The sequence below is a fragment of the Micromonospora sp. URMC 103 genome (genome assembly GCF_051386435.1).
GTDB lineage: Bacteria > Actinomycetota > Actinomycetes > Mycobacteriales > Micromonosporaceae > Micromonospora.
This window is the reverse complement of record NZ_JBPQTR010000004.1, coordinates 167,976-190,762: the sequence shown is the minus strand read 5'-3', so window position 1 is coordinate 190,762 and position 22,787 is coordinate 167,976. Positions and strand designations below refer to the sequence as shown.

At 68.8% G+C, this 22,787-nt stretch carries 18 protein-coding genes and 1 pseudogene; 3 read left to right on the top strand and 16 right to left on the bottom strand.

Going from position 1 to position 22,787, the window contains the following annotated elements; all coding sequences use genetic code 11:
- Positions 1 to 137: 137 nt before the first annotated feature.
- Positions 138 to 668, bottom strand: a pseudogene (locus tag ACSNOA_RS04440) (transposase); the annotation flags it as partial.
- The gene (locus ACSNOA_RS04435) at positions 602 to 1,255 is read right to left on the bottom strand and encodes a hypothetical protein (protein ID WP_436656538.1); all 654 of its coding nucleotides are present in this window, start codon (positions 1,253 to 1,255) and stop codon (positions 602 to 604) included. The gene ACSNOA_RS04435 and the pseudogene ACSNOA_RS04440, both read right to left, overlap by 67 nt.
- Positions 1,256 to 2,613: 1,358 nt before the next feature.
- Here ACSNOA_RS04435 and ACSNOA_RS04430 point away from each other — a divergent pair.
- A complete protein-coding gene (locus tag ACSNOA_RS04430; protein ID WP_436656536.1) occupies positions 2,614 to 3,342 on the top strand; it encodes a hypothetical protein in 729 nt (242 codons plus the stop codon).
- Between the two features lie 62 nt (positions 3,343 to 3,404).
- Here ACSNOA_RS04430 and ACSNOA_RS04425 read toward each other — a convergent pair whose 3' ends face one another.
- Entirely contained in the window at positions 3,405 to 4,358 is a 954-nt protein-coding gene (locus ACSNOA_RS04425; protein ID WP_436656534.1) for an aldo/keto reductase, read from the bottom strand.
- Positions 4,359 to 4,483: 125 nt separating this feature from the next.
- Between ACSNOA_RS04425 and ACSNOA_RS04420 the strand changes: the two genes are divergently transcribed.
- The gene (locus tag ACSNOA_RS04420; RefSeq protein ID WP_350787987.1) at positions 4,484 to 5,401 is read left to right on the top strand and encodes a helix-turn-helix transcriptional regulator; all 918 of its coding nucleotides are present in this window, start codon (positions 4,484 to 4,486) and stop codon (positions 5,399 to 5,401) included.
- A 58-nt stretch (positions 5,402 to 5,459) separates the two neighbouring features.
- Here ACSNOA_RS04420 and ACSNOA_RS04415 read toward each other — a convergent pair whose 3' ends face one another.
- The 8 genes from ACSNOA_RS04415 to ACSNOA_RS04380 all read right to left on the bottom strand — a co-directional run bounded on the left by ACSNOA_RS04415 (position 5,460) and on the right by ACSNOA_RS04380 (position 14,460).
- Positions 5,460 to 8,117, bottom strand: coding sequence for a DUF7824 domain-containing protein (locus ACSNOA_RS04415; RefSeq protein ID WP_436656532.1), 2,658 nt, complete (start codon positions 8,115 to 8,117; stop codon positions 5,460 to 5,462).
- The gene (locus ACSNOA_RS04410; RefSeq protein WP_436656530.1) at positions 8,114 to 9,490 is read right to left on the bottom strand and encodes an SWIM zinc finger family protein; all 1,377 of its coding nucleotides are present in this window, start codon (positions 9,488 to 9,490) and stop codon (positions 8,114 to 8,116) included. The genes ACSNOA_RS04415 and ACSNOA_RS04410 overlap by 4 nt, the downstream gene beginning before the upstream one ends.
- Before the next feature lie 1,076 nt (positions 9,491 to 10,566).
- Positions 10,567 to 11,100 (bottom strand): DUF5994 family protein, encoded by a 534-nt coding sequence (locus ACSNOA_RS04405; RefSeq protein WP_436658310.1) that lies wholly within the window; start codon positions 11,098 to 11,100, stop codon positions 10,567 to 10,569.
- Positions 11,101 to 11,120: 20 nt separating this feature from the next.
- Entirely contained in the window at positions 11,121 to 11,516 is a 396-nt protein-coding gene (locus tag ACSNOA_RS04400; RefSeq protein WP_436656528.1) for a LapA family protein, read from the bottom strand.
- Positions 11,517 to 11,697: 181 nt separating this feature from the next.
- On the bottom strand, positions 11,698 to 11,820 hold the full coding sequence (locus ACSNOA_RS04395) for a sigma factor-like helix-turn-helix DNA-binding protein (protein ID WP_436656526.1): 123 nt from the start codon (positions 11,818 to 11,820) through the stop codon (positions 11,698 to 11,700).
- Positions 11,821 to 12,031: 211 nt separating this feature from the next.
- A complete protein-coding gene (locus ACSNOA_RS04390; RefSeq protein ID WP_436656524.1) occupies positions 12,032 to 12,772 on the bottom strand; it encodes an ANTAR domain-containing protein in 741 nt (246 codons plus the stop codon).
- Between the two features lie 84 nt (positions 12,773 to 12,856).
- A complete protein-coding gene (locus ACSNOA_RS04385) occupies positions 12,857 to 13,924 on the bottom strand; it encodes a fatty acid desaturase family protein (RefSeq protein ID WP_436658309.1) in 1,068 nt (355 codons plus the stop codon).
- A 362-nt stretch (positions 13,925 to 14,286) separates the two neighbouring features.
- Positions 14,287 to 14,460, bottom strand: coding sequence for a hypothetical protein (locus ACSNOA_RS04380; protein WP_436656522.1), 174 nt, complete (start codon positions 14,458 to 14,460; stop codon positions 14,287 to 14,289).
- Between the two features lie 389 nt (positions 14,461 to 14,849).
- On the opposite strand from ACSNOA_RS04380, the gene ACSNOA_RS04375 reads away from it, so the two are divergent.
- Positions 14,850 to 16,031 (top strand): low temperature requirement protein A, encoded by a 1,182-nt coding sequence (locus ACSNOA_RS04375; RefSeq protein WP_436656520.1) that lies wholly within the window; start codon positions 14,850 to 14,852, stop codon positions 16,029 to 16,031.
- A 300-nt stretch (positions 16,032 to 16,331) separates the two neighbouring features.
- Here ACSNOA_RS04375 and ACSNOA_RS04370 read toward each other — a convergent pair whose 3' ends face one another.
- From ACSNOA_RS04370 to ACSNOA_RS04350, 5 genes are all read right to left on the bottom strand, one after another.
- On the bottom strand, positions 16,332 to 16,601 hold the full coding sequence (locus ACSNOA_RS04370; protein ID WP_436656518.1) for a hypothetical protein: 270 nt from the start codon (positions 16,599 to 16,601) through the stop codon (positions 16,332 to 16,334).
- A 32-nt stretch (positions 16,602 to 16,633) separates the two neighbouring features.
- The gene (locus ACSNOA_RS04365; protein ID WP_436656516.1) at positions 16,634 to 18,364 is read right to left on the bottom strand and encodes a hypothetical protein; all 1,731 of its coding nucleotides are present in this window, start codon (positions 18,362 to 18,364) and stop codon (positions 16,634 to 16,636) included.
- Positions 18,361 to 18,684 carry a type VII secretion target gene (locus ACSNOA_RS04360; RefSeq protein ID WP_436656514.1) on the bottom strand — a complete coding sequence of 108 codons (324 nt, stop codon included), beginning with the start codon at positions 18,682 to 18,684 and terminating at the stop codon, positions 18,361 to 18,363. The genes ACSNOA_RS04365 and ACSNOA_RS04360 overlap by 4 nt, the downstream gene beginning before the upstream one ends.
- Positions 18,674 to 19,105 carry a YbaB/EbfC family nucleoid-associated protein gene (locus ACSNOA_RS04355; protein ID WP_436656512.1) on the bottom strand — a complete coding sequence of 144 codons (432 nt, stop codon included), beginning with the start codon at positions 19,103 to 19,105 and terminating at the stop codon, positions 18,674 to 18,676. Before ACSNOA_RS04355 ends, ACSNOA_RS04360 begins: the two co-directional genes overlap by 11 nt.
- 204 nt (positions 19,106 to 19,309) lie before the next feature.
- Positions 19,310 to 22,660, bottom strand: coding sequence for a GH92 family glycosyl hydrolase (locus ACSNOA_RS04350; RefSeq protein WP_436656510.1), 3,351 nt, complete (start codon positions 22,658 to 22,660; stop codon positions 19,310 to 19,312).
- Between the last annotated feature and the right edge of the window lie 127 nt (positions 22,661 to 22,787).

The window sequence follows — 22,787 nt, the reverse complement described above, 5'->3', positions numbered from 1 at the left end:
CGCCGGGTCGGGTGGCGTCGGCGAACCGCCAATAGGGACATGGCCACTCCTGTTGGGGTAGGTCTTGTAGCGTGGCTGTCGGCAGTCCGACGCCCGACCAGCGGCCGGGGCCACGGAACGATGCGTGGAGGCGGGTCGGCGATCAGGGCGTGGACGTAGACAGTACGGCCATGCTCGCGGACCTTCATCGTCAGCGCGTCCATCCACACAAACGTGTAATGCCCTGAGTCCAGAGGCTGGTTGCGGAACGCCTCCACCTGCGCGCCCAGATGGGAGGCAATCTCCGAGACCGCGACTTCGACAGCTGCCGAATCCCAAGCTGCTCGACCAGCTTCTCCACCCGCCGCGTCGACACCCCCAGCAGACAGGAGGTCGCCACCACCGACACCAGGGCCTGCTCCGCCCGCCGCCGATGCAGTCCGGGAAGTAGGAGCCCTGCCGCAGCTTCGGGATCGACAAGTAGATCGTCCCGGCCCGGGTGTCCCACTCCCCTTTCCGATAGCCGTTGCGGGTTTCACCCGCTCGTCGCTGCGCTGCCCGTATGCGGCGCTGCAGACCGCGTCCGCCTCGGCGGACATCACCGCCTGCGCGAACGTCTTGATCATCGCCTGCAACACGTCCGGCGCGCCCGCGATCTGCTCGCACAGCAGCTCAACAGGAGCACGCACAGCAAGTCAGCGAAGATGATGATGTCGTAGGTGTGGTCGATGGTCACCACCACGTACCCGCGGCTGGCCAGGTCCTGCACCAGACTGGTGCCCCAGGCCCGCGGGTCGCCGGCACCGGGTGAGTACAACACCACCGGGTACGGCCGCTCTTGCCGGGCCACCGGCGCGCCCCGGTGGCCGCTGGTCCGGGTCGCGGCGAAGTCCACCGAGCCCGCCGGTATGCCGTACAGGCTGACACCGACGCCTGCGGCGCTGCCGAAATGGGCCGCCGCGCCGGGCAGCATGTGGGGCGCCCGCGGGAAGCGGCCCACTTCCGTGGCCGGGTACGAGAGGCTCACCATCAGCTCGCGGTGGGCCGGGGTAGCCGTCCACGGGTCGGTACGGGAGCAGTCGATCAGGTGCAGGTCGACCGCACCCACCGGATGAGGCCCCGTCGGCGCCGGCAGTCTCAGCCGGGCCGGCCCGTCAGCTCGCGGCTGGGCGTGCGGTGCGACGTTGCGGGAGGCGGACGAGGGTGCCGAGGATGCGACCGCGACATAGCCGGCAATCAATGAAGCGAGCAGGGCTGTGCGGAATCTCCGCACCATGAGCGACTCCTGAGGAAACCAGGGCTGCGCCTGCGGCTGCCCTTTATCGGCCTCACGCTATGAGCGCCACATAGTTCGGCAGAAGGCAGCTTTCACCCACATTCGGGCCGGGGATAACCCCCGTAGCCCAGCGACGGCCGAGTTGTTGGGCCCGTGGAGGGGGCGGCGAGGTGGCGGACAAGCATTCGTGCTGCCTGTTACCGATCGTGGTGGTTCTCCGTTGGTGCTCGGATGTCCGGCGGTCAACCAGCACAATCGGATCAGAATCAGGAAGATTTTTCACGCATATGCGATCGCTTCACCGGTGGAACTGGCGCCACATGCGCAGGGCCGCACTGACCAGCAGACACTCGGCCGCCAATTTCGACACGGACCAGCGCCAGGCAAGCCGCGCAAAGCTGCTGCTGCGCAGCGGAGAGCATCTTGATGGGTTCGGACCAAGGTCAAAAGGCTTGAGTCGGGGCTCTATCGCATGGCCAGAGGCAACGAGGCACTGTGCGCCGCGGTACTTCCCCACGGTTGGACCATGACGAATGCCGCCTGCCTGATCTTTAGCAAGCGATCACAGCAAGGCCCCGCCGCGACCGACATACGGCGGCAGGAAACGGAAAGCCGCAGGTCATCAGCCTGCTGAAACGGGCGGAGCAGCGTGTTAGGAAACCGATGCTCTATCCCCTGAGCTACGAGGGCGCGAGGGCCTAGTCTAGCGACCTGGGGGTTCACCTGGGGTGGCAGGGAGCGGCCCACGTTCACCCACGGTCCCCGGACCGCCGTTCTCCCAGCCCAGGTCCACACCCCGAGCACACGAACCCCGGTCTGCGACCGGCGGTCGGCCGCGATGCCCCGCGTTGGCACCGGTTCGCCCCGGTTGGCATCCGCTGGAGAGCACACACCGCGCACATCATCGAAGATCACCGGTCCGTAGCCAGGTCGCACGATTCCTGGTGACGCGAGTGAGACCCTCGGTCTAGCGCCGTTGACTCACGTCGTGACAGGTCGCCGAGATGCCTGTTCCTCGATACTCTGGGCGACCGTGACGATCCGTAGTCTCGTGCCGCTACCCGTCCGTCGCCACTTTCGCGATCTCAGCGCCGGCTACAAGCTTTGGTGAGCAGCCAGGCTCCGCACGCCGTCCACAGCAACCCCAAGAAACCGAGCCCTCCGGGCGAAGACATATAGGTCACCTTCCTCCGCGTGATGTGCGTCCATATAGTGTGGTACTACGAGATTGGAGGCAAGAGCGGCGGGGCAATAGACAGGTAACCTTCAATGTGAATCTGTCCCTTGGGGAGGCTCGGAGAGCCAAGCTGTGGATACGCCTAGGGGAGAATATGGTATCCATCTTTTCTGTAATCCAGATGACTGGCGTGGTGCTGTTGCTGTCGGGGTTCGTGAGACTGTGGCGCATCTTGCGGTTGCGACGCCGTGGGATCCGCACCACGGGAACGGTCGTTGAGCATGTTCCAGCCCAAGGTCCCTGGATCCTGTTCCAGGACCAGCAAGGCAATCCACAATATTTTACCCCCGATCTCACCTCCTCCTGGAAACGTGCCTCCGGCGCACCCGCAGGCACCCAGGTGGAGATCGTCTACCTTCCGGAAGATCCGGAAAAGGTGCGACTGCTCATCGATACCTTGCCGATCAATGCCAACAAAGCACTTGATGACCGCGCGTGGCGCTATGTCTACTTCAAGGCAGCGCGACTACAAGGTCATACGAGGCGTAAGGAAGATCGGCTTCGTCTGGAACTCCGCGATCGCGGTCTACACACAGCGGGCACGGTCGTGATAAGGAACCCCTCGATCCCTAGGAAATCTGACAACTCTGAAAGATTTCCGATCGCTTACTATCCAAGGATCCAGTTCAAGGATCAGCGGGGCGGAACAGTCACATTCGTTTACCAATGGGCCCACATGGGTTTAGAGCCCCGCAGGCTTCCCGCAGTCGGCGAGCAGGTCCCTGTTATCTACCTGCCGGAATCACCTCATGTGGCGCGGATGCCAGGCATCGCCCGCACACTCGTGGATCTCGCTCTTCGTTTTTCTGTCGGCCTGCTGCTACTGCTTTTTATTAGGTGGCTAGATTGAGGCTAGCTACGGAACCGGAACCGTATTGACTGCGACAGACCCTGGCCCTTCAACCGCTGTTGCTACATCTCCTGCTCCCACCACCCGCGCGTGTCGACGTCCGCGGCGTCCCCCAGCGCCTCCAACTCCGCGATCTCCTCGTCGGAGAGCTCGATGCCGCCCGCGCGGATCAACCCGTCGATGTAACTCGTCCTCGTGACGCCGATGATCGGGGTGGTCCCCTTGGCGATGGCCCAGGCGGTGGCGACGTCGGCGGCGGAGGCGCCTCGGTTCCCGCCGATCGCGCGCATCCTGTCGGTCAGCGCCTGGAGCTTGGGCAAGATGCCGTTGTACGCGGCCGCTCGGTTGCTGCCCGCCGGCAACGGATGGGCCGGGCCGTACCTGCCGGTCAGCGCCCCCTGCTCGAGAACCATGTAGGAAAAGAACCGCACGTCGTGCTCGCGGCAGTAGTCGAGAATGCCCGCACGCTCGGAGCCGCGGTACAGGAGACTGTAGTGGTTCTGGACCGCCTCCACGCGAAAGCCGGCCTCGCCGAGGATCTGGTCGGCCAGAGCAATCTGCTTCAGGTTGTGGTTCGAGACTCCGACATGCTTGATCTTGCCGCTCTGCAACAGCGGAATCAGAAGCGGCGTCCAGCGAGCCACATCGGCGGGGTTGTGGATCCAGTACAGATCTACGTATTCCGTACCCAATCGGCCAAGGCTCTGCTCCAGCATCTCCGCGACCGGATCGTCGCCGTCAGCCGCCGCCTGCGGGGTGAACTTCGTCGACAGCTGGTACTCGCTGCGGGCGTAGCCCTTCAGCGCCTGAGCGAGGACCGTTTCCGAGTGACCCATGCCGTACACCACCGCGGTGTCCCACAAGGTGAACCCGTTCGCTTGCGCCTTCTCGACGACCTCGCGCAGGCCGGACGCCGTCAGCTGACTGCCGAAATAGCCGTCGCCCGCCTCACCGCTGTCTCCCCAGGCCCATGTGCCCAGCGCCACCGCTGGCACGGCCAGTGTCTTGCTCGTCATGTCTCCTACCTCCGTTACGCGTTCGATCCCAGAAGACCGCGATCGCCATGGCCGGGGAAGGTCGCGTTTATGGGGGTACAACCTCCACCCCTCTCGCGCCGCGACCGGCGGCTAGCGTGGAGAACATGGACCAGCAGCCCGGAAACCGCGGCGAGATCCGAGACTTCCTCGCCGGCCGACGCGCCAAAATCACCCCGGCGCAGGCCGGACTGCCGACCAGTGCCCGTCGCCGGGTCGCCGGGCTTCGGCGCGAGGAGGTCGCTGTCCTCGCCGGCGTGAGCACAGAGTGGTACACGCGGCTGGAACAGGGTCACATCGGCGGCGTGTCCGAAGACGTCCTCGACGCGGTAGCCCGCGCCCTGCGACTCGACGACGACGAACGCACCTACCTGTTCGACCTGGCCCAGTCATCGCGGGCCGCCAGGCGCACGCCATCGCGTCGCCGGGACGTCGAGGTCCCGCCGCGAGTCCAATGGCTGCTCGACTCCATGACGATGTCCTCGGCGTTCGTACGCAACGGCCGCACGGACGTCATCGCCAGCAACCTCCTCGCCCGAGCCCTGTACGCGCCGATGTTCGACAGTGCCACCATCGACAAGCGCGGCCGCCCCAACATCGCCCGCTACATCTTCCTCGACCCCGGCGCACACGACTTCTTCGTCGACTGGGACGCCGCCGGCAACGCCACCGCCGCCCTGTTGCGCGCCGAGGCCGCTCGCGAGCCCCGCGACCGGGCACTGCGCGACCTCATCGGCGAGCTGTCCACCCTCAGCCCCGAGTTCCGCGACCAATGGGCCGCGCACGACGTCCTGATCCGCCACGACGGCATCAAGCGACTCCGGCACCCCGAGGTCGGCCACCTGGAGCTGACCTTCCAGCACCTCGACCTGCCGCTGTCCAGCCGAGTCGTACACAACCTGATCAGCTACACCGCGGAACCCGGCACTGCCTCCGAAGACCGACTCAGACTCCTCGCCAGCTGGTCAGCCACTCCATCTCGGGTGGCAGACCCTCTCCATCAGAGCGGCGCCCCGACCGCGTGAGCGTGGCCAATCGTCAACTCCCGCGTGGATCTGCACGCGGTCTGGCGTACCGCTGGTTTCAGCGCAGTATGTCGCGTAGTAGTCGGGCGTTCTTCACGGTCTGGGTTGATCCGGTGCGGGCGGCCACCGCGTCGACTTCGGGGATGTGGCCCTTGGCTCCGCAGCGTGAGGCGCATTCGGCGGCGACGGCGAGGAACGCTCCGGCCTCGCGGATCGGTTTGTCGCGCAGCAGTGCGGGCAGGGCGGCTTGGAGTATCGACCAGATGGTGGCGTAGGCGCCGGTCTCGGCGGCCGCCCGTAGCCCATCGGCGATGCGCTTCGCGTTCCGCGCCCCCGGCCGTCGCAGCTTCAGCTGGAGTTCTCCGGCCATCAGTGCGCTGTCCAGTTGGCCCTGCGCGGCGAGGATCAGCAGGGCGTCCACCGCCGTGTCGCGTTCGGTGTCCAGGAGATACAAGATCTTCCGGTGCATCGCAAATCCGGCTGGGCCGCCGCTTTCCGTCAAGCGCCGGAGCACATCGCCACTCAGTGAAACGCGTGCCGCCACCTCGTCGCGGTGATGCGGCAACTGCGCCGCGCAGAAGGGCGCCGGGTATCTGGCGCGTTCGTGCGTGCCGTTGACGAGGGCTGCGGCGACCGGCGGGAGGGGCGGTTCGTGGTCCAGCCCGGGTGTTGCGGACTTCCACCATCCCGGCTCGGCGCTGGTCGGATCGGAGACCGGCCATCCTTGCGGCGTTGAGTCCTGGTGTGGCAGGCCGCCGTCGCGCAGCCATTGCGCCAGTTGCTGTCCGGCGTCTGAGCGGAGTTCCCCGGCCGCGCGGTGTACGTGTTCGTCCGTGGTGGGGGTGACCCGGAGCAAAGCCTGGGCCAGGTCGATCGGGGCGGGTGTGACGCCCAGGCGCTCCAGCTCGGCGATCCGTTCCACCAGCACGTGGGCGTCCAGTGCGCCGGTGGAGTGGGTCGGCAGGGCCAGCAGGAACGGTTGCGTGCCGGACTCGATCAGCTCGATGGCCTCATTGAGACGCGCCTTGAGCAGCTCTCCGGGCGAGCCGCTCCCTTCGCGTTCCGACATGTGCCATGGCCTTGGCTCGTCGCCCCGTAGCGCCGCCGCCACGTCGTACAGGTCGGTCTGCGTGGTAAAGAGTGTCTGATTGATATGGAATACCGGCTCCGGCGCCTTGCGCATGACGGGTGTGAGTGCGGTAGCGAGCGCGGCACGGTCGAGGTGAGAGTGGCGGACCAGGCCGTCCAGGGCGCGTTCGAACGCCACCACGTCGTCGCGGTTCGCGAGGACCACCGCGAGTTCCTGGGCGACCTCGGCGGCGGTCTGGATGGGGCCAGGTATGGGTCGCGGTTCGGGTACGGCCGGCAGCACCTCGACGTACGGCTCGACCTCGGCGGACGGCTCGGCGGTGCTGTCCTGCGGCGGGCCGAACAGTTCGGCGGCTCGTGCCGCCAAGCCGGGGCTGAGCGATTCGGCGGCCTTGCGCAGTTCCGGTGGCACGGAGCCGTCCGCGGCGCGTTTCACGGTCGGGAGGTGACGGGCGACGATTTTGAGCGCCTGTTCCTGCAACGCCAGGTCGGCGTGTTGGAAGGCGATCGCCACGTCGAGCAGGATCTGTCCGGTGCGGGTGGGGTCGCGTCGGGCGACCCGGTCGAGCCAGGTGAGCTGGGCGCGGACCAGTTTCTTCTCGGGGCGCAGCAGGACGCGTTCGCTCGCCTCGGTGCGGACGTCGTCCTCCAGCAGCCCTGCGGTGTCCAGTTCGATCAGGACCTCCTGGCCGTAGCCGGCCACCGGCGGCGACAGGTCGAGCATGGCCACGTGGTCGCGGAGAAACGGCACCTTCTCGGCCGGGGTCAGTCCGAGGGCGCGCAGCAACGCCAGGTGCGGCGCGGTCTGCTTCTGGGAGCCGTTCTGCAGCAGCTGGGCGAGAGCGGGTTCGGCGAGAGCGTTCCGTTCGGCTGCCTTCTGGGCGTGTTCGGCGGGGGTGAGAGCGAGTTCCTCCAGCAGCCTCGCGGCGTACCCTGGATGGGCCTCGGCGACCTCCGCGAAGACCCGATGGACGAGCGCGGCCCGGTCTATCACGCCGTCGGCGGCCAGCTGGGACAACGCCCACACACCGCGAAGGGGAACGCCAGGCCGTGCCACGACCAGTGGGAGGAGCGTGGGGGTGCACGGGTCGTTGCGCAGCAGCTCCAGAAAGTCAGCACCCCGCACGGCGTCCAAGGATCGCCACGGCTCATCGCTTCGCGAGTAGTTGTGCCGGCCGGAGAGCCAGGCGTTGATGTAGGTGTCGCAGGTCGGCGCCGGGCAGCCGGTGGTCTGGATGATGTGGTCGACGAGGACGAACAAGGCGTGGTCGCCGTGCCAGGCCGGGGCCTCCTGTTCACTGATCCGCGCGACCAGTTCGGCCTGCCACGCGGCGGGATATAGGTTCAGGACGTCCGCCATCGGGACGAGAGGGTCGTGCCCGACTTTGAACCTGAACTTCCGGAGACCGGCCGCCGCAGCCTCCGGGGTGACCCAGCACCCCAGTTGGGCGGTGTACATGGCCACTCTCTGCTCTTTGGAGTGCTTCCGCCAGTCGTCCCAGTCCTCTGCGGCGAAGAGGGCTTCCACGTCCGGAGCATGGGCGGCGCGCTGTTCTGGGGTGAGGGCGGCCAGTTCCCGGAGCACTCCGGTCACGTCACCGGCCTTTGCCAGCTCGATCAAACTCACTGTGCTGACTCCTTCATCGTGTCGCGGACCATCCGCGTGGCGAGCACGTGCTTACACGGTCCGCGTCCGCCCCGGTACTTCGCCCACCAGAAGCAGGTGCAGCTCATCTGTCCCGTGTCGTCGGTGCGAACCAGGTGGGCGTTGTCGTCCTTGCCCACCCGGGTCAGCGCGCCGTCGATTTGGACCGCGCCCTCGGCGACCAGTTTCCGCGCACCGCGCAGCCGGGGGTTGCGCGCCTCCGCAGCACCCGTTGAGTACGGCAGATGCCGGTGGAAGTACGCCTGCTCCGCCAGGTCGTAGCCGATCTGGCCGGAGGTCCCCAGCATCGTCAGCGCAGCGCGTACCCGCTCCGCCGGCAGGCCGGCCTGGCGGGACAGGTCGGCCACGTCGATCTTCGGCTCCCAGGCCAGCAACTCCGCCACCTGGTCCGCGTCCTGCGCCGCCGATCCCGTCGCGAGGTCGTCGAGCACGCCACCCTCACCGGAGAACCCGCGCGAGGCGTCCTGCGAAAGCATCAGCGTCAGCCGCATGCCCGGCAGTTCGACCTCCCACGCGGCGGCGGTGGCCGCACCGTCGGCGACGTCGGGGGCGTACACCCGCAGGCCTGTCGCGTGCCGCATCACCTGCTGCAGGACCACGAGCCGCTCAGGGCCGGGCAGGCACACGGCGCCCGGCCCCGGCCTGCTCGCGGGACGCAGAGCGCGTCCTGCGGGCACCAGCCATCTCGTCGTACGAGCGTTGGACTGGGCAGTCGGCCGCGGCAGCGACCGCAGGACGGCGGCGGCCTGCGCAGCCGGGACCTCGGCGCGCAGGGTGAAGCCCGCCGCGAGCACCTGGGCCTCGGCGAAGCCGCGCAGCCACCGATCCGGCAGCGGGACCTTCTTCTCCACGAACCGGCCGTCAAAGGTCGTGGCCTCGATCCCGTCCGGGCCGACCGTGAGATGCAGGGGGTCCAGGCCACCGAGCTTGGCGAGGGCCCGCCGCAGTGGCATGTTGACGTCAACGTTGGTGGTGCCGTGGCCGACGTCGTCACCATCGAGACCGGGCGGGAGAACGTCGAGGCGCGCGTAGACGCCGCAGCATCCGGAGAAAGACTCCATTCGCAGCCGGTCTCCGTTGGCCGTGACGACGGGGTCCAACCAGGCCGACAGCTGCGGCCGGTAGTAGCGGGCGGCAGCGACATCGGCGACCGCCAGCAACGCCGCCGCCGCGGCGGCCGGCGCGGTCAGAAACCCGTTGAAGAACCGCGGGTTGGTTACCTCACCAGCGGGTGTGTTGCCGCCGGAGGTCTCCAGCGCGAGGGTACGGCCGGCCGAGGATTCGTGCACAGCGGAGGCGTGCAGGTAGGTGTAGGTCTGCATGAGTGAGGCCACGCGGGAAGGGTAGCTTCCCTGACCCACACGGCCTGACCCTCGAACCCGACTCAACCTAACCGTTCAAGATCTGTAAGGACGGGTGGGCCACATCTACGGAGTTGACCTCGGTCGAGCTCTTGATTGGATCTGTAGCAAGGGGCGATGAGACAGCCGCTGAGCCTGTTCTCGCTTTGCACGCACGCAAGAAGGTGAGGGTGAGGTCGATACCTTCGATCTCACCCAGCCATCGCTCAGTTTCGCTCGTTGTCGCCGTGCGAGGAGGCCACGCTCCAGCTCGTCGAGGCGGCCGATCAATTTCGGGTTCACGTTGAGCATCGGACAGCGAATGCAAGCGTGCTCATGCTGGCAGCCAGTTCCGTACGGACGAGCACATGAGCCGAGCTCGACCTTGCGTTTGTCGAAGTGCTCCTCGAACTCCGCCCACTCCTCGCTGCTGACCGGCTGGTACTCGTCGTCAGGGCGTTCCTGGCGGCGTTGGTGCAGGTGAGCCTGGTAGTGACGGACGACGTCTTCCTCGAGTCCGAAGACCCCGACAAGGGCGTCACCACATCCACGTACGACGCCGTCGGAATCCCAGCGGACAGGTCGCCTGCGAGGGCGCCTACAACTGCTCAGGTACCGGCTCAATGCTCTTGGTTGATCGTGGCCTCGCCTGCGGGCTCTTCAAGCACTATGTTCATGCAACTGGTGAGGACGTCGTTCTTGACGGCGAAAGATTTCTCGGGCTAACCCCTGCCTTGCGCGGCGATCCTATCCGGCCGTCGATGGCATATCCGCCGAGCACACAATCCTGTTCAGCGACGAACGGAAGTTGCTTGAGCGCAAAGAAACAGCAGGTCGAGGGTGCTGCGGGTAACCTGGCGTCTGCGGGTTAGGAAATTGATGCTCTATCCCCTGAGCTATGAGGGCGCGAGGGCCCAGTCTAGCGACCGGCGCGTTGAGTGACAGCAGCAGGGAGTGACCTCGTTGAGGCCTTAGGTCGTCAGCCGGTGATCGCCGGTACTGACCTCGGAGTCCGAGACGTCGAACCGACGTCCCGGACTCCGAAGCCTCCCGGCCCGGGCCGTTAAGCGTTACGTCCGGGCCGGCGCCGTGGGATGCCGATCGGGCTGAACGAGGCCACCTTCGGTCTTCCATGCGGATTGGTGGTCGCCGTGTCGTACCGACCGTGGTGCGCGTGGGCCGGGCGGCGTGGGCAGGATATCGGCGGCGCGTGTGGTGTTGGCGGGGCGAGAGGCCGCGAGCATGGCCGCCGTCGCGACGGCGTACGCGGTCTCGGGCGCGATCACGACCAGGTCGATCCGCAGATCCCGCGGGCCGGTGATGATGACAAGCGCGGCTCCGAGGGTGGTAAACCAGCCCACCCGCACCACGGCGCCGCTGACGCCGATCCGGGTTGGATGTCTGTCCCAGGCCGCTGGCTGCAGCATGATTCGTTCGACCAGGGCGCCGCGCCGGGCGGTAAGCGCGGTGACCAGGCTGCACAGTTCGATGACGGGGTCGCGCGAGGTCGGCCACCAACCACCGTCGAGCATTGCGCGGCTGGACGGTGGGTCGGCCAGTCGTAGGCGTGCCGTGGGCGGCTCACCAGTGCAGACCCATGTCATGCGGTCCTCAGCAGAGCGGATCACGAGTTCCGCCCCTTCGGCACGGCGGTGCCCTGGTCGTAGTCGGCGCTATCTGGACGGCCGACGGTGGTTGGGGCACGGTGCCTGCGGGCCGGGAGCCGCAGCTGGATGATACGCCGGGTGGCAGCGTGCAGGGTCACCAGCAGCACGCCGGATACCGCGGCGAGCAGCAGCGCGACTCCCACCGGCACCTGCCCCCGCATGCCGAAGAGATGCACGTCCGTACGCTGACCGTTCTGCAGAATGAAGATCAGTAGCAGGAGCAGCAGCAGGGCGGACGCCCCGAACGGGACCAGCGACCCGCCGGTGCGGACACGCGGCGCAAGGCGGGGCCGGTCGTTGATTTCGGGGCCGGATTGCACATTGGTGAAGCGGACGGAGCCGAACCTGGCCATGTGTGGCCCTCATTTCGACGGCGGTGCGCGAACTACGCAAACCGAGCCGCCGGGGTCCAGGACGACACCCTCAGCATACTCGTCGTCCCTGACTGTTCCGTGGCCCAGGTCGTGGCGGGCTCCTCATGATCGTTGTCGCCCTCCTGCGGGCGAGACCGGGCGTGGCTGGACGGCGGTCCCGTCAGCTCGGCATTCCGGCCCTGAGCTGGGCCAAGGAACGCTTCAGCAGCCGGAACACGTGCATCTGCGATAGTCCGACCTCGGTGGCGATCCGCGCCTGAGTCATACGACCGTAGAACCACATCGTGAGGATCCGACCCCAGGCGATATGCCTGCGACGCGGCGACGGCGGCCAGGAGTTCGTTGACGCCCACGCCCAGGTGATCGGCGAGTTCCGCGGTCGGGTGGCGACCCTGTCGCTGCGTGAGATCGGACGTGACGGCTCGCACCATGCTGTTCAGCTCCTGGGGCGGCGCGGGACCCGCATCGCCCATGCCGTGTCGGCTGGCCGGCGGTCAGGAGTGCATGTCGGCTGCCGTTCCTGGCGCGAGCCGCTCGGAGCCGTCGACGATCGCTTGAGCCAGGTCGGACAGCCGCCGGCTGCGACTGCGCGCGCTGCTGCGTAACAGCGCGAAAGCCTCACCCACGTCGACGTGGAGGCGCTCGGCGAGGACGCCCTTGGCCTGCTCGATGAGGATTCGGCTGTCGAGTGCGGTCTGCAGTTGCTCGGCGAGGATGTCGCGGTCGTGGATGGCACGTTGTTGGAGCAGCCCTATGGTTGCCACGTCCGCCAGGGCTTGTCCGATCCGGATCTTGCCCTCGTCGAGGGCACCCGGACGGGTGTCGAAGAGGTCCAGAGCGCCGATGACATCCGAACGTAGTCGCATGGGCAAGGCGTGTACCGCGGTGAAGCCCACCTCGGCCGCGGCGGCGGTGAACCGGGGCCAGCGGTGTCCGGCGGACCGCAGGTCGATGGCCGACACGGGTTGACCGGTGCGGAAGCAGTCCACGCAGGATCCCTCGTCGGTCTGCAGCTGGAACAACTCCAGCAGTCGCGTACGTTCGGAAGAGGCCGCCATCACCTGAAGGTTGTCCTGCTGGTCGGTTATCAGCAGCCCGGCCGCCGAGACGCCCAGCAGTTGAACACACCGGTCGGCGAGCACATGCAGGAACTCGATCACGTCGAAGTCGTCGACGAGCGTGTCCGCCATTTCCACGAACACGTCGGACAACTGGATTCCGGCCACGTCACTCACCCGCGGTAAACGATAGCCCCACTTCCCGTGCGTGCGCCCAGCGGATAGGGCTTGCCCCTCAGGCCGAGCAGGGGCATTTCGGCATCAATCCGAACGGCGTGGCATGTCAGCCCCTCGCGTCGTCCGGCCCTGGCTCCCGGATCCGACGTCGTGCAGGTGATGCAGCGCCTCCGCCCAGGAGCGGCCCAGGGTGGTCTCGTGGTAGTCGATGCCGCGCTCGTCGCAGAAACGCCGGATCAGTGGTTGGGCGCGGCGGAGGTTGACGCACGGCATGCTCGGGAACAGGTGGTGCTCGATCTGATAGTTCAGGCCGCCGAGCACGGTGTCGAGGAATCGCCCGCCGCGCACGTTGCGCGAGGTGAGAACCTGCCGCCGTAGGTAGTCGAGAGTGTCGTCGGCGCCCAGGATCGGCATGCCCTTGTGGTTCGGGGCGAAGGAGGAGCCGAGGTAGAGGCCGAGCACGCCCTGGTTGACGAGGATGAACGCGACCGCCTGCGCGGGGCTCAGGACCAGGCACACGGCGGCGAGGTAGCCACCCAGGTGCAGGGCGAGCAGCACCGCTTCGGCGGGTCGGCGATCGATGCGGCGCGGGCGGAGAATGGCCCGCACGCTGTTGGCGTGCAGATGCAGGCCTTCCAGTAGGAGCAGCGGGAAGAACAGATATGCCTGGTAGCGCACGACCAGTGCGCCGAGGCCGCGTTGCCGCCGGGCCTGGTCGGTGCTGAAGGACAAGGGCTCGAGACCGATGTCGGGGTCCTTGCCTTCGGTGTTGGGGTGGGCGTGGTGCCGGTTGTGCTTGTCCACCCACCAGCCGTAGCTGATCCCGGTCAGGAGGTTGCCGTGCATGATGCCGATCAGGTCGTTCACCCGACGCGAGCGAGCTATCTGCCGGTGCCCGGCGTCGTGGCCGAGGAATGCGGCCTGCGCGAAGACGACGGCGAGAGCCGCGGCGACGCCGAGCTGCCACCACGATTCCCCCAGCCAGACGAACAGGAGGCACAGTACGGCGAGGGAACCGACGACGAGGCAGATGCGTACTGCGTAGTAGCCTGGCCGGCGCACGAGTAGACCTGCCGCACGGACCTGCCGGGACAGGTCGGCGTAGTCGCTGCCCCGCTGACGGTCCGTGCCGATGCTGGTGTCGCTCACGATGGCTGCCCTCGCCGGTCTTATCCATCGGTCTGTCACAGCGGCGGCGGACCGACCCCGATCAGGCGGGCCACGAGCTGTCGAAGCCTCTGCCGCGTGCCGGCCTTGGCCGGCTGGCGACGGCCACACCGCATCAGATGGTCACGCCCTCCGGGCCCTGAACAGAACCTTGATCCGTTGGCTCAACGATCCGACGCGGCATTGCACACCTTCCGGGTCGGTCGTGCGCCGACTGACTCTCGGCCTCTTCACCTCGGATTTTGCGCGATCGGCCGACCCTGTGCAGCGAATTGGGCGCTATCGCGCCGGAGCGTGGAACTGGGGCGCGGGTGCGGGTCTGGCAGACGGTCCGAGCAGTCCGACCCTCACGGGGACGGGACGTCGGCGAGATCGGCCGGATCGAGACGCAGGAGGGCGAGCAGCCCGGCGTGCTCCTCGGAATCCACCCGTTCGGGTAGTTCGCGCTCGACCCACTCCGCCCTCATCAGCTGGCCGCGTTCGCGAAGAATGTTGACGATCCTCTGCCTGGCGATCCTCATCGGCTGATCTCTCTCTGAGGCCGTCCCGAAAAGTCGTGCTCAGGAAGGCGGTGAGGGCGCGGTGGTCAGATCCCGCCCATTGTCGGGGCGCCCCAGCTGCCCTGGATGTGCTGCGCCGGCGGACCCGGCGACCGGAATGTGATTGCAGACCAGCGCCAGCACGACGAGCAGGCTGTCGATGGGTAACAGGCTCACCGTACGCCGCACAGCCTGTGTCCGCACCGCGTCAGCATCCGCCCGTCAGTCGAAAGGGGCAGGACACATCTTTGGGACACCTCGCGCGATACGCCCTAAAATAGATCACGGCTTCCTGCCACCGAGTCGGCCGGTTCCCTACCGCAGCCCCCTCCAGCCGCTGACGGACCGGAGTGTCAGTAGACGGGGACCTGATGACGACCGACCACGCGGTAGGGCTCTCCCGGGCGGGCGAGGGCCCTCAGCGGGCAACCCTGCTGGAACTGTTTCTCGATCTGGTCTTCGTTGCCGCGCTCGCGCTGACGTCACGAACCCTGGCCCAGCGCCTCGACTGGATCGGGGCCTTCCAGGCCGTGGTGCTCCTGCTGGCGATCTGGTGGGTCTGGTCCGTCACCGCGCTGGCGACCGACCTCTACCATCCGCTGCGGCCCCCCATCTTCCTCATGACGCTCTGGGTCATGCTCGGGACCCTCCTGATGGCTGGCACGCTGCCCGACGCCTTCTCCGACCTCGCCCTGAGCTTTGCCGGCGCATACGTGGCGATCCACCTGGGGCGCAGCTTCTTTCTCCTCGCCACGCTGCGGAAGCGAATGGGGCGACGGCCTACCAGCCGGTTCGTGTTCTGGTTCCTCGTGTCCGCAGTGCCGTGGCTCGCCGGCGGCCTCGTGGCAGGGCCAACGCGGGGTCTGCTGTGGGCCGCGGCCCTCGCCATCGACTACGGGTCAGCCTGGCTCCGCTACCCCACGCCCGGGCTCGGTCGGGTGCCCAAGTCCCAGTACAGGGTGGCGGCCGACCATCTCGCCGAGCGCTACCAGCAGTTCTTCACCCTCACCCTCGGCGATCTCATTCTCGTCACCGCCCTGACGTACGCCGACAGCGGCATGACGATCGGCAGCACGGCCGCACTGCTCGTGGCCTTCGCCACCACCGTGCTGCTGTGGCAGATCTACGTCCACCGCGCCGGCGCCCTGCTCCAAGCCACCATCGAATCCTCCCGGGATCCCGGCGGATTCGTACGGTCCGCACCCAACACCCATCTGCTCATGGTGGCCGGCGTCGTCGCCGCCGCCGCTGGTTTCGAAGTCGTCATCGCCCACCCCACCGACCGCACCACGCCCTGGCTTGCCGGCGTCGTTCTCGGCGGCCCGGCATTGTTCCTGGCTGGACGGGCCCGCTTCGAGTACGAGGTATTCAGCCGGGTGTCACCGTCCCGGCTGATCGCACTGCTGGTGCTGATCATCGTCGGACCTGCTCTGCTGCTCGCCCCCGCACTGGTGGCCGGCCTCACCGCCACCCTCGTCCTGGCCGGGGTTGCCGTCGCGGACAGCATCCGTGCCCGCGGCGCGCCGCCCGAGCAACCGGCGCCCTCGCTGTAGCCCTGGCGTCGCCGGAGGCGGCGCGGCCGGGGGTGGTGTCACCGACGGCCGTGGATGTCGGGCTCATAGCTCCCTGAGGTGGTACTCCTGTTCCGGGACCACGACCTCGTAGAGCGCTTCGGGACGGGGCGTCGACGACCACGTCCCGGCCGTCCGAGAGGATCCGCCCGACCTGCTCGGCCACGCGCTGGTCGCGACGCCGCCTGACGGCTTTCCCGGCCGCCGCAATGCTCAGCGAACAATGACACCCACCGGAGCGGACGACCGGGCAGCGGGTGCCGTCCCGGTGGATCGCCCGGCTCAGTCGCTCTCGTCCACGAACTTGTAGTAACTCATCCGAAAGCGTTGCAGCAGGGCACGCATGAAGTCCGGGCCGGCCTGCGGCGGCACCCGGCCCGGCCCGGCCGGAACGCCGTTGTCGTAGAAGTCCCGCGCCAGCGCCCCCCACTCCGGGTCGAGGACGTCCAGCGACACCGCCTGGCCCGGTTGCCAGCGGAACTCCGCCACCCGGCGGCTGGTGTGCTGGGCGAACGTGTACAGCGCGACCCGGGTCGGTGCCTGCTCGGTCATGCCTGCCTCCTCGGTTACCAGGGCTTCGTCGGTCACCGCGGGCTGGGCGGACGGAACGCCTGCCACGCCTCGCCGGTGATCATGCCGCGACTGCGTATCTCGTTGAAGCGGTCCATGGCGCCGGCCACCGCTTGCTCGCTCATCCCGGTGTCGCGCAGCCGGCCGGCCAGCGCGGCCGGGTCGGTGGCCTGGATCCGGGCCATCGTCTCCGGGCTGAGCTGCTGGTTCATCTGCTGTTGGACGAAGTCCGAGCGCAGCGGTTCGGCGTTCGACTCGGGGAACGAGTATCCGTGGTCGATGGCGACCAGGCGACCGTCGGGGCCGGTCAGGTAGTTACCCATGTGCCGGTCGGTGTTGCCGCTGACGTAGTCGAGTACCGCCATCTGCTCCCGCTCGGGAAGCGTGTAGGCGGCGACGGGACGGCCGGGACCGGCGTTCTCCACGAACTCCTGCATCGAGCCGGACCCGTGCGGGCCGTCCCAGCGGGCGGTCGTCGGCACCAGGTCGAAGCCCAGGTCCTCGTCGAGGCGCGCGGCGGCCACCTCCCGCGCGGCCAGCTCGTTCTCGGGGATCGTGGAGCGCACCTGGACGAACTCGTTCTCCGGCACGTTGGGTTTGTAGACACCGTGCGTGCCGTCGGTGAACGTGACGTCGTACGCGTCGTTGACGTGCCCACCGGGGTCGAGCTCGACCATGCTGTGCACCTCCTTGCCGAGCAGCCGCAGCTCGGCCTCGCTCGCATGATCGGGCATGCCCGGCTCGCCGGTGGGCTCGGCCCCTGGGGCATCGGACCCGTCGAGGTCCGCCGGGTCACCGGCGTCGTGCCCCGGGCCGCCGGGCTCCGGCTCCCCCGACGGTCCGCCGTGCGGGGACCCGTCCGGCAGGGCCCGCGGTGGGAATTGCCCGCCGCCGCCACCGAGGTCCGGGTAACCGCGCGGCCCCGGGGTGGAGGTCGACGCGTCGGGGGTGGCGGTTCGGCCGGGGGTACGCCGGAGGTCCTTCAGCGCCGTACCGAGGGTGTCGAGCAGCTCGCCGAGCTTGGACAGGATCGGCCGGAGCCGTTCGACGCTGCGGGCGAGGGCGGTGAGCAGCCCGGCGATCTTCGCCGCCCACTTGGCGACCAGGGAGGACACCTGTGCCGCGACCCACGGGGTCGCCGCGCCCAGGGTGAGGCCGGCCTCGGCGAGCCACTCCCACAGCCGGACGGCGAGGACCGAGACGAAATCGGCGATCAGGTCCCGCACCAGCTCCCGGACCAGGGCGACCACCAGGCCGGCGCCCTCGACGACGGTGCCGATCAGACCGGCGGAGTCCGCCAGACCGGTGAGGTGACGCACGTGCTGCTCGCTGTAGCGGCGGTACGCCTCGGACGCGGGGCCCGTCCAGGTGGCGAGCTCGGTGCGCACCGCCTCGGACAGGGCCGTGACCTGGCCGGCGACGTGCCGGCTGACGTTGTGCCAGGTCTGCGCGTACGCGGTGATCTGGTCCGGATCGCCGGCCAGCCAGTCGAGCGCGTCGGAGAGGGGCTTGACGTGCTCGATGAGCCAGGCGACCCCCCAGGAGACGACCGACCCGATCGGGTCGACGCAGGTCACCAGCACCTCCATCGACGTGCCGAAGCCGCCGATGGCCGTGTCGATCCACGATCCGCTTTCGATGCCGTTGCGCAGGTCGACGAGACTCTCGACGATGCCGATGCCGCTGTAGCCGGTGGTGGTGTCCTGCCGGGCCGCGATCAGCGGGTTCGTCACCCCCGTGCTCATCGCTGCATCCGCTGGAAGGAAGCGGAGGCCTCCGACTCCGTGTGGTGGTAGTTGTTCGCCGTGTCGTCGAGCGCCCCCGCGGCGCTGCGCAACGCCTCCTGCGCCGCCGCCAGCGCGTCCACGGCCGGCCCTTGCAGGAAGTCCAGCAGGAAGGGGATGGCCCGGCAGGCGGGCAACTGCCCGTACGCGTCGGCGCCCGCCCGCACCTGGGCCGCCGCGTCGTGCGCGACGCCGATCGCCTCGGCGATCCGGTCGACGGACCGGGCGTGCCCGGTCAACGCCGTCGTGGTGACCTCGAAGCCGCGTGCCTCAGCGCCCACGGCCACCCCATGCGTCGTACCCGGAGTCGTCCTCCTCGGGCACCTCCGGGAAGCGCGTCTCGTAGCTGCCGACGACGGCGCGGGCGGTCTCGGAGTCGGCGCCGACGGTCTCCGCCGCGGCCTCCGCCACCTGCCCGGCCAACCGGCCCTGCGCCCGTCGCATCACCGCCAGCACCTCGGCGGCGATCTCGTCCGCCCGCCAGTGCCGCACCCGGTCGTCGAGCCGCAGGTCGGTCATGACACCGGACGAGGCGACGGTCACCCGCACCGCACCCTGGGCGCCCTCGGCGGTCGCCGACATCGACGCCACCCGGTCCGACAGCGCCTGCGCCTTGGCGGCCCGTTCGGAGATGCCCGCCGCCCAGGACGCCACGAACCGCTCGGTCGACGCGCCGAACTCACCCATCGGAACCTGTGCCATCAGACCTCCCCCGTGTGACGGCCACCGGCCGCACCCGGCGAGCACGGGGTGCGGCGCGGTCGAGTCACCGTACGCCATCACCCTCCGACGTGGAGTCCCGTGACCGGCGAAAGCGCGGGGACCCGTTCCGGACGGAACGGGTCCCCGCTTGAATCGATCCCCGCGGCGGTCAGCCGCTGCGGGTGGCGGAGTCGCCGTGGTGCGTCAGGCCGTGGCCACGGCGAACACGTGGATGACCCCGCCGTTGGTGGTGCTCGGCAACGTGAGGCTGGCGAGCCGCTTGCCGGGCTGCAGGGGAATGGGCACTGTCGCGAACACGTCCGTACCCACCGGGTCGACGCCGCCGCCCAGCACGTCGCGGTATTCCGTGTGGACGGCCGTCGTGTTGCCGAACGCGGGCTGCTGCCCGCCGCCGCCCAGCGTCCAGTCGCTGAAGCCGATCTCCGCCTGCTGGGTGGTGCCGTCGGTGTAGGTGAGCGTGACCGTCCCGCTGGCGTCGCCGAAGGCGGCGCTGCCGAGCACGCTCAGCCGGGTGGCGCCCTCGGCGGCCTGGACGCTGAGGACCTGGCCGCCACCCTCGACGACGATGTTGTCCGGGTCGCCGGGCTTCACGTTCGGCCAGGTGAAGTCGAACCCGTTGGCCGACACCGTGGCGCCGGGTGTCACACCGACCGCCGCGAGCGCCTTCGCCGAGTAGCTCCAACCGCCGCCGTCGAAGTTGGCCTGCGGGTTGGTGTCGTCGGCCGAGATGCCGTTGTTGTTCAGGTTCCACAACACGCTGTCCCGTACCGCGACGGTCACCGGAAGCGTCACGGCGGGCAGCGGTGTCCCCGAGGCCGTGGTCGCGGTGAGGGTCACCGTGTAGGGGCCGGGGGTGGTGTCACCGGCGGCCGCGACGGTGAGCGCCACGGTGCCGCGGCCGTCCGCCGGCAGCCTCAGCGTCCCCTCGGCCGGGGACACCGTCACACCGGCGGGCGCGGTGGCCTTCCAGCGGATGTCACCCGGGGTACGGGTCAGTCCCTGCACGGTGAACGTCGTGCTCGCGCCGCTGCCCGGCTCGACCTTCACCGACTGCGGGGTCGCGCCGGTCAGGAACGGCTGCTCCCCCTCGCGGAACGACGGCGGGGCGTCGGCCGGCGAACTGCCCCACGCCTTGTTCGGGGTGCTGCCGAGCACGAAGTCCAGCCTGCCGCCCTTGGTCACGAACGAGGCGGGGACCCACGGCTTGGTGGAGCTCTTGCCGTCTACCTTGAGCGACCGGACGTACGTGTTGCTGCCCGAGGCGGCCGGGGCGTCGACCGTGATGGTCCGGCCCTTGCCCGCGTGGATCACCGCGTGCGGGAACAGCGGCGCGGACAGCACGAGGTCGGCGCGGCTGGGGACCTGCGGGTACATGCCGAGCGCCGAGAAGACGTACCACGACGACATGGTCCCGGCGTCGTCGTTGCCCGGGATGCCGCCGGGGGTGTTGGTCCAGAGCTGGTCCATCTCCGCGCGGACGGTCTCCTGCGTCTTGTACGGGACGCCGAGGTAGTTGTAGAGGTAGGGCGCGTTGATGTCGGGCTCGTTGGTGGGGTCGTACCGCGTGTCGTCCCGGGCGGTGAAGTCGAAGCTGCCGTCCGGGGTGCGGAAGAAGGCGTCGAGGCGCTTCTCCGCCGCCGCGTTGCCGCCCATCGCCCGGGCCAGGCCCGCCACGTCGGAGTACACCATCCAGGTGTAGCGGGCGCTGCTGCCCTCGACGAAACCGCTTCCGGTGGCCGGGCTGAACGACCGCTCCGCCCACGTGCCGTCGGACTTGCGGTCGCGCATGTAGCCGCCCGCGGGGGTGGCCGTCAGGTCGAAGACGTTGCTCCAGTTCCCGGCACGGGCACGGAAGGTCGCCTCGTTCGCGTGGTCACCGAGCTGCCCGGCCAGTTCGGCCAGCGCGAAGTCGGCGGCCGCGTCCTCCAGCGTCTCGGCCGCGCCGCCCCAGCAGTGGCAGCCGTCCGCCGGGACGTACCCCAGCTTCAGGTACTTGTCGAGGGCGGGACGCTGGCCCACGCACTCCACGTTGCAGCCCGCGCTGTCGGAGTCGTTGGCGGTCGGCACGGTCGCCGCCGTGACGAGGGAGCGCAGCGCGCCCCGGACGTCGAAGTCCCGGCCGCCGAAGGCGTAGATCCCGGCGACCGCCGGGGCCGACGGGTCTCCGGACATGACGCTCGTCTTGCCGTTGAGGAGGAGCCAGCGGTCCCATTCCCCGTCGCGCTGTCCGGCGTAGTTGTAGAGGGACTGCGCGTAGTCGCTGCCGACCTTCGGGTTCAGCAGGGTGACGAGCTGGACCTGTGCCCGGTACTGGTCCCAGCCGGAGAAGGTGCCGTACTGGGCCTCCTGGCCCTTCGCGATCCGGTGCGGCTGCCGGTCGCCACCGAGGTAGCGGCCGTCCACGTCGCTGGTCAGCGTGGGTTCGAGCATCGAGTGGTACAGCGCCGTGTAGAACGTGGTGCGCTGGTCGCTCGTACCGCCGCCGATCTTGATCTTGCTGAGCTCGCGCCGCCACGCGGCCGCGGCCTCGGACCGGACGTCCTCGAAGGTCTTCTTCGGCGGGTTCTCCGCGCGCAGGTTGGCCTCGGCGTTGTCCGGGCTGACGTACGAGATGGCCACCTTGACCCCGACCCGCGTCGTGCCCTGCGGAAAGGTGACGTACGCGCCGGAGCCCTTGCCCGCGTTCGGGAAGCCCCGGCCGTCGATGCCGGTGCCGCCGGAGGCGGAGGAGACGCCGCGGTTCAGGGTGCCGTCCTGCCAGGTGCCGATCTCGGCGAACGGCTGGTCGAAGTGCGCCGTGAAGTACAGCGTGTAGAGGTCGTGGCGGTTGTTCGCGCTCTGCGGACCGCAGAAGTTGCCCGCGCTCACCGAGCCGGTGACGGTCCTCGCCTTCTCGTCCACCCGGACGGTGGCGGCGGTGCTGCCGGTCTCCGAGTTCGAGGTGCGGAACAGCATGCTGGCGGGCTTGTCGGCGGGGAACCCGAACCGGCCGGACCCGGTACGGGCGGTGGTGGTGAGTTCCGCCGAGGCCCCGCTGTCCAGCGCCACCTGGTAGTACCCGGCACGCGCGGTCTCGTTGGCGTGGGAGAAGGTGCTCGCGTAGCGGGCGTCGGAGACGTCGGCCGTCGGCGAGGAGTCGACGGCACCCGCGTACGGCATGATCGGGATGTCACCGTTGGCGCCGTTGCAGCCGACGCCGTTGAGGTGGGTGAGGCTGAAGCCCCGGATCTTCGTGGCGCCGTACTCGTAGCCGCCCGGCGCGGGCGTCGAGGTCTGCTGGCCCCGCGAGTTCTGCGGGCTCCAGGCCAGCATGCCGAAGGGTCGCACCGCTCCCGGGTAGGTGTTGCCGAGGTTGGCGGAGCCGATCAGCGGGTTGACGTAGGGGACGGGATCGGTGACTTCGGTGGAGCCGGGCGCGGCCGAGGCGGGGGTGCCCGCGGCGGTCGCGGCCAGAACGGCTGCGGCCGCCGCCGCGATGCCGGCGAGAGTTCGGCGTCGTGAGGCGCGCCCCGGGCGCGTCAGATGGTCCGACACACACTTGCCCTTCACGTTGGACGGTTCAGGAACGCTGCGGCACGACGGGAGACACGTGGGGGCGTCCGGTGGGGACGGTGCCTCGCGTCGTCCTGACAACGTTGTCATGGGGACGTCGGAGGATGCT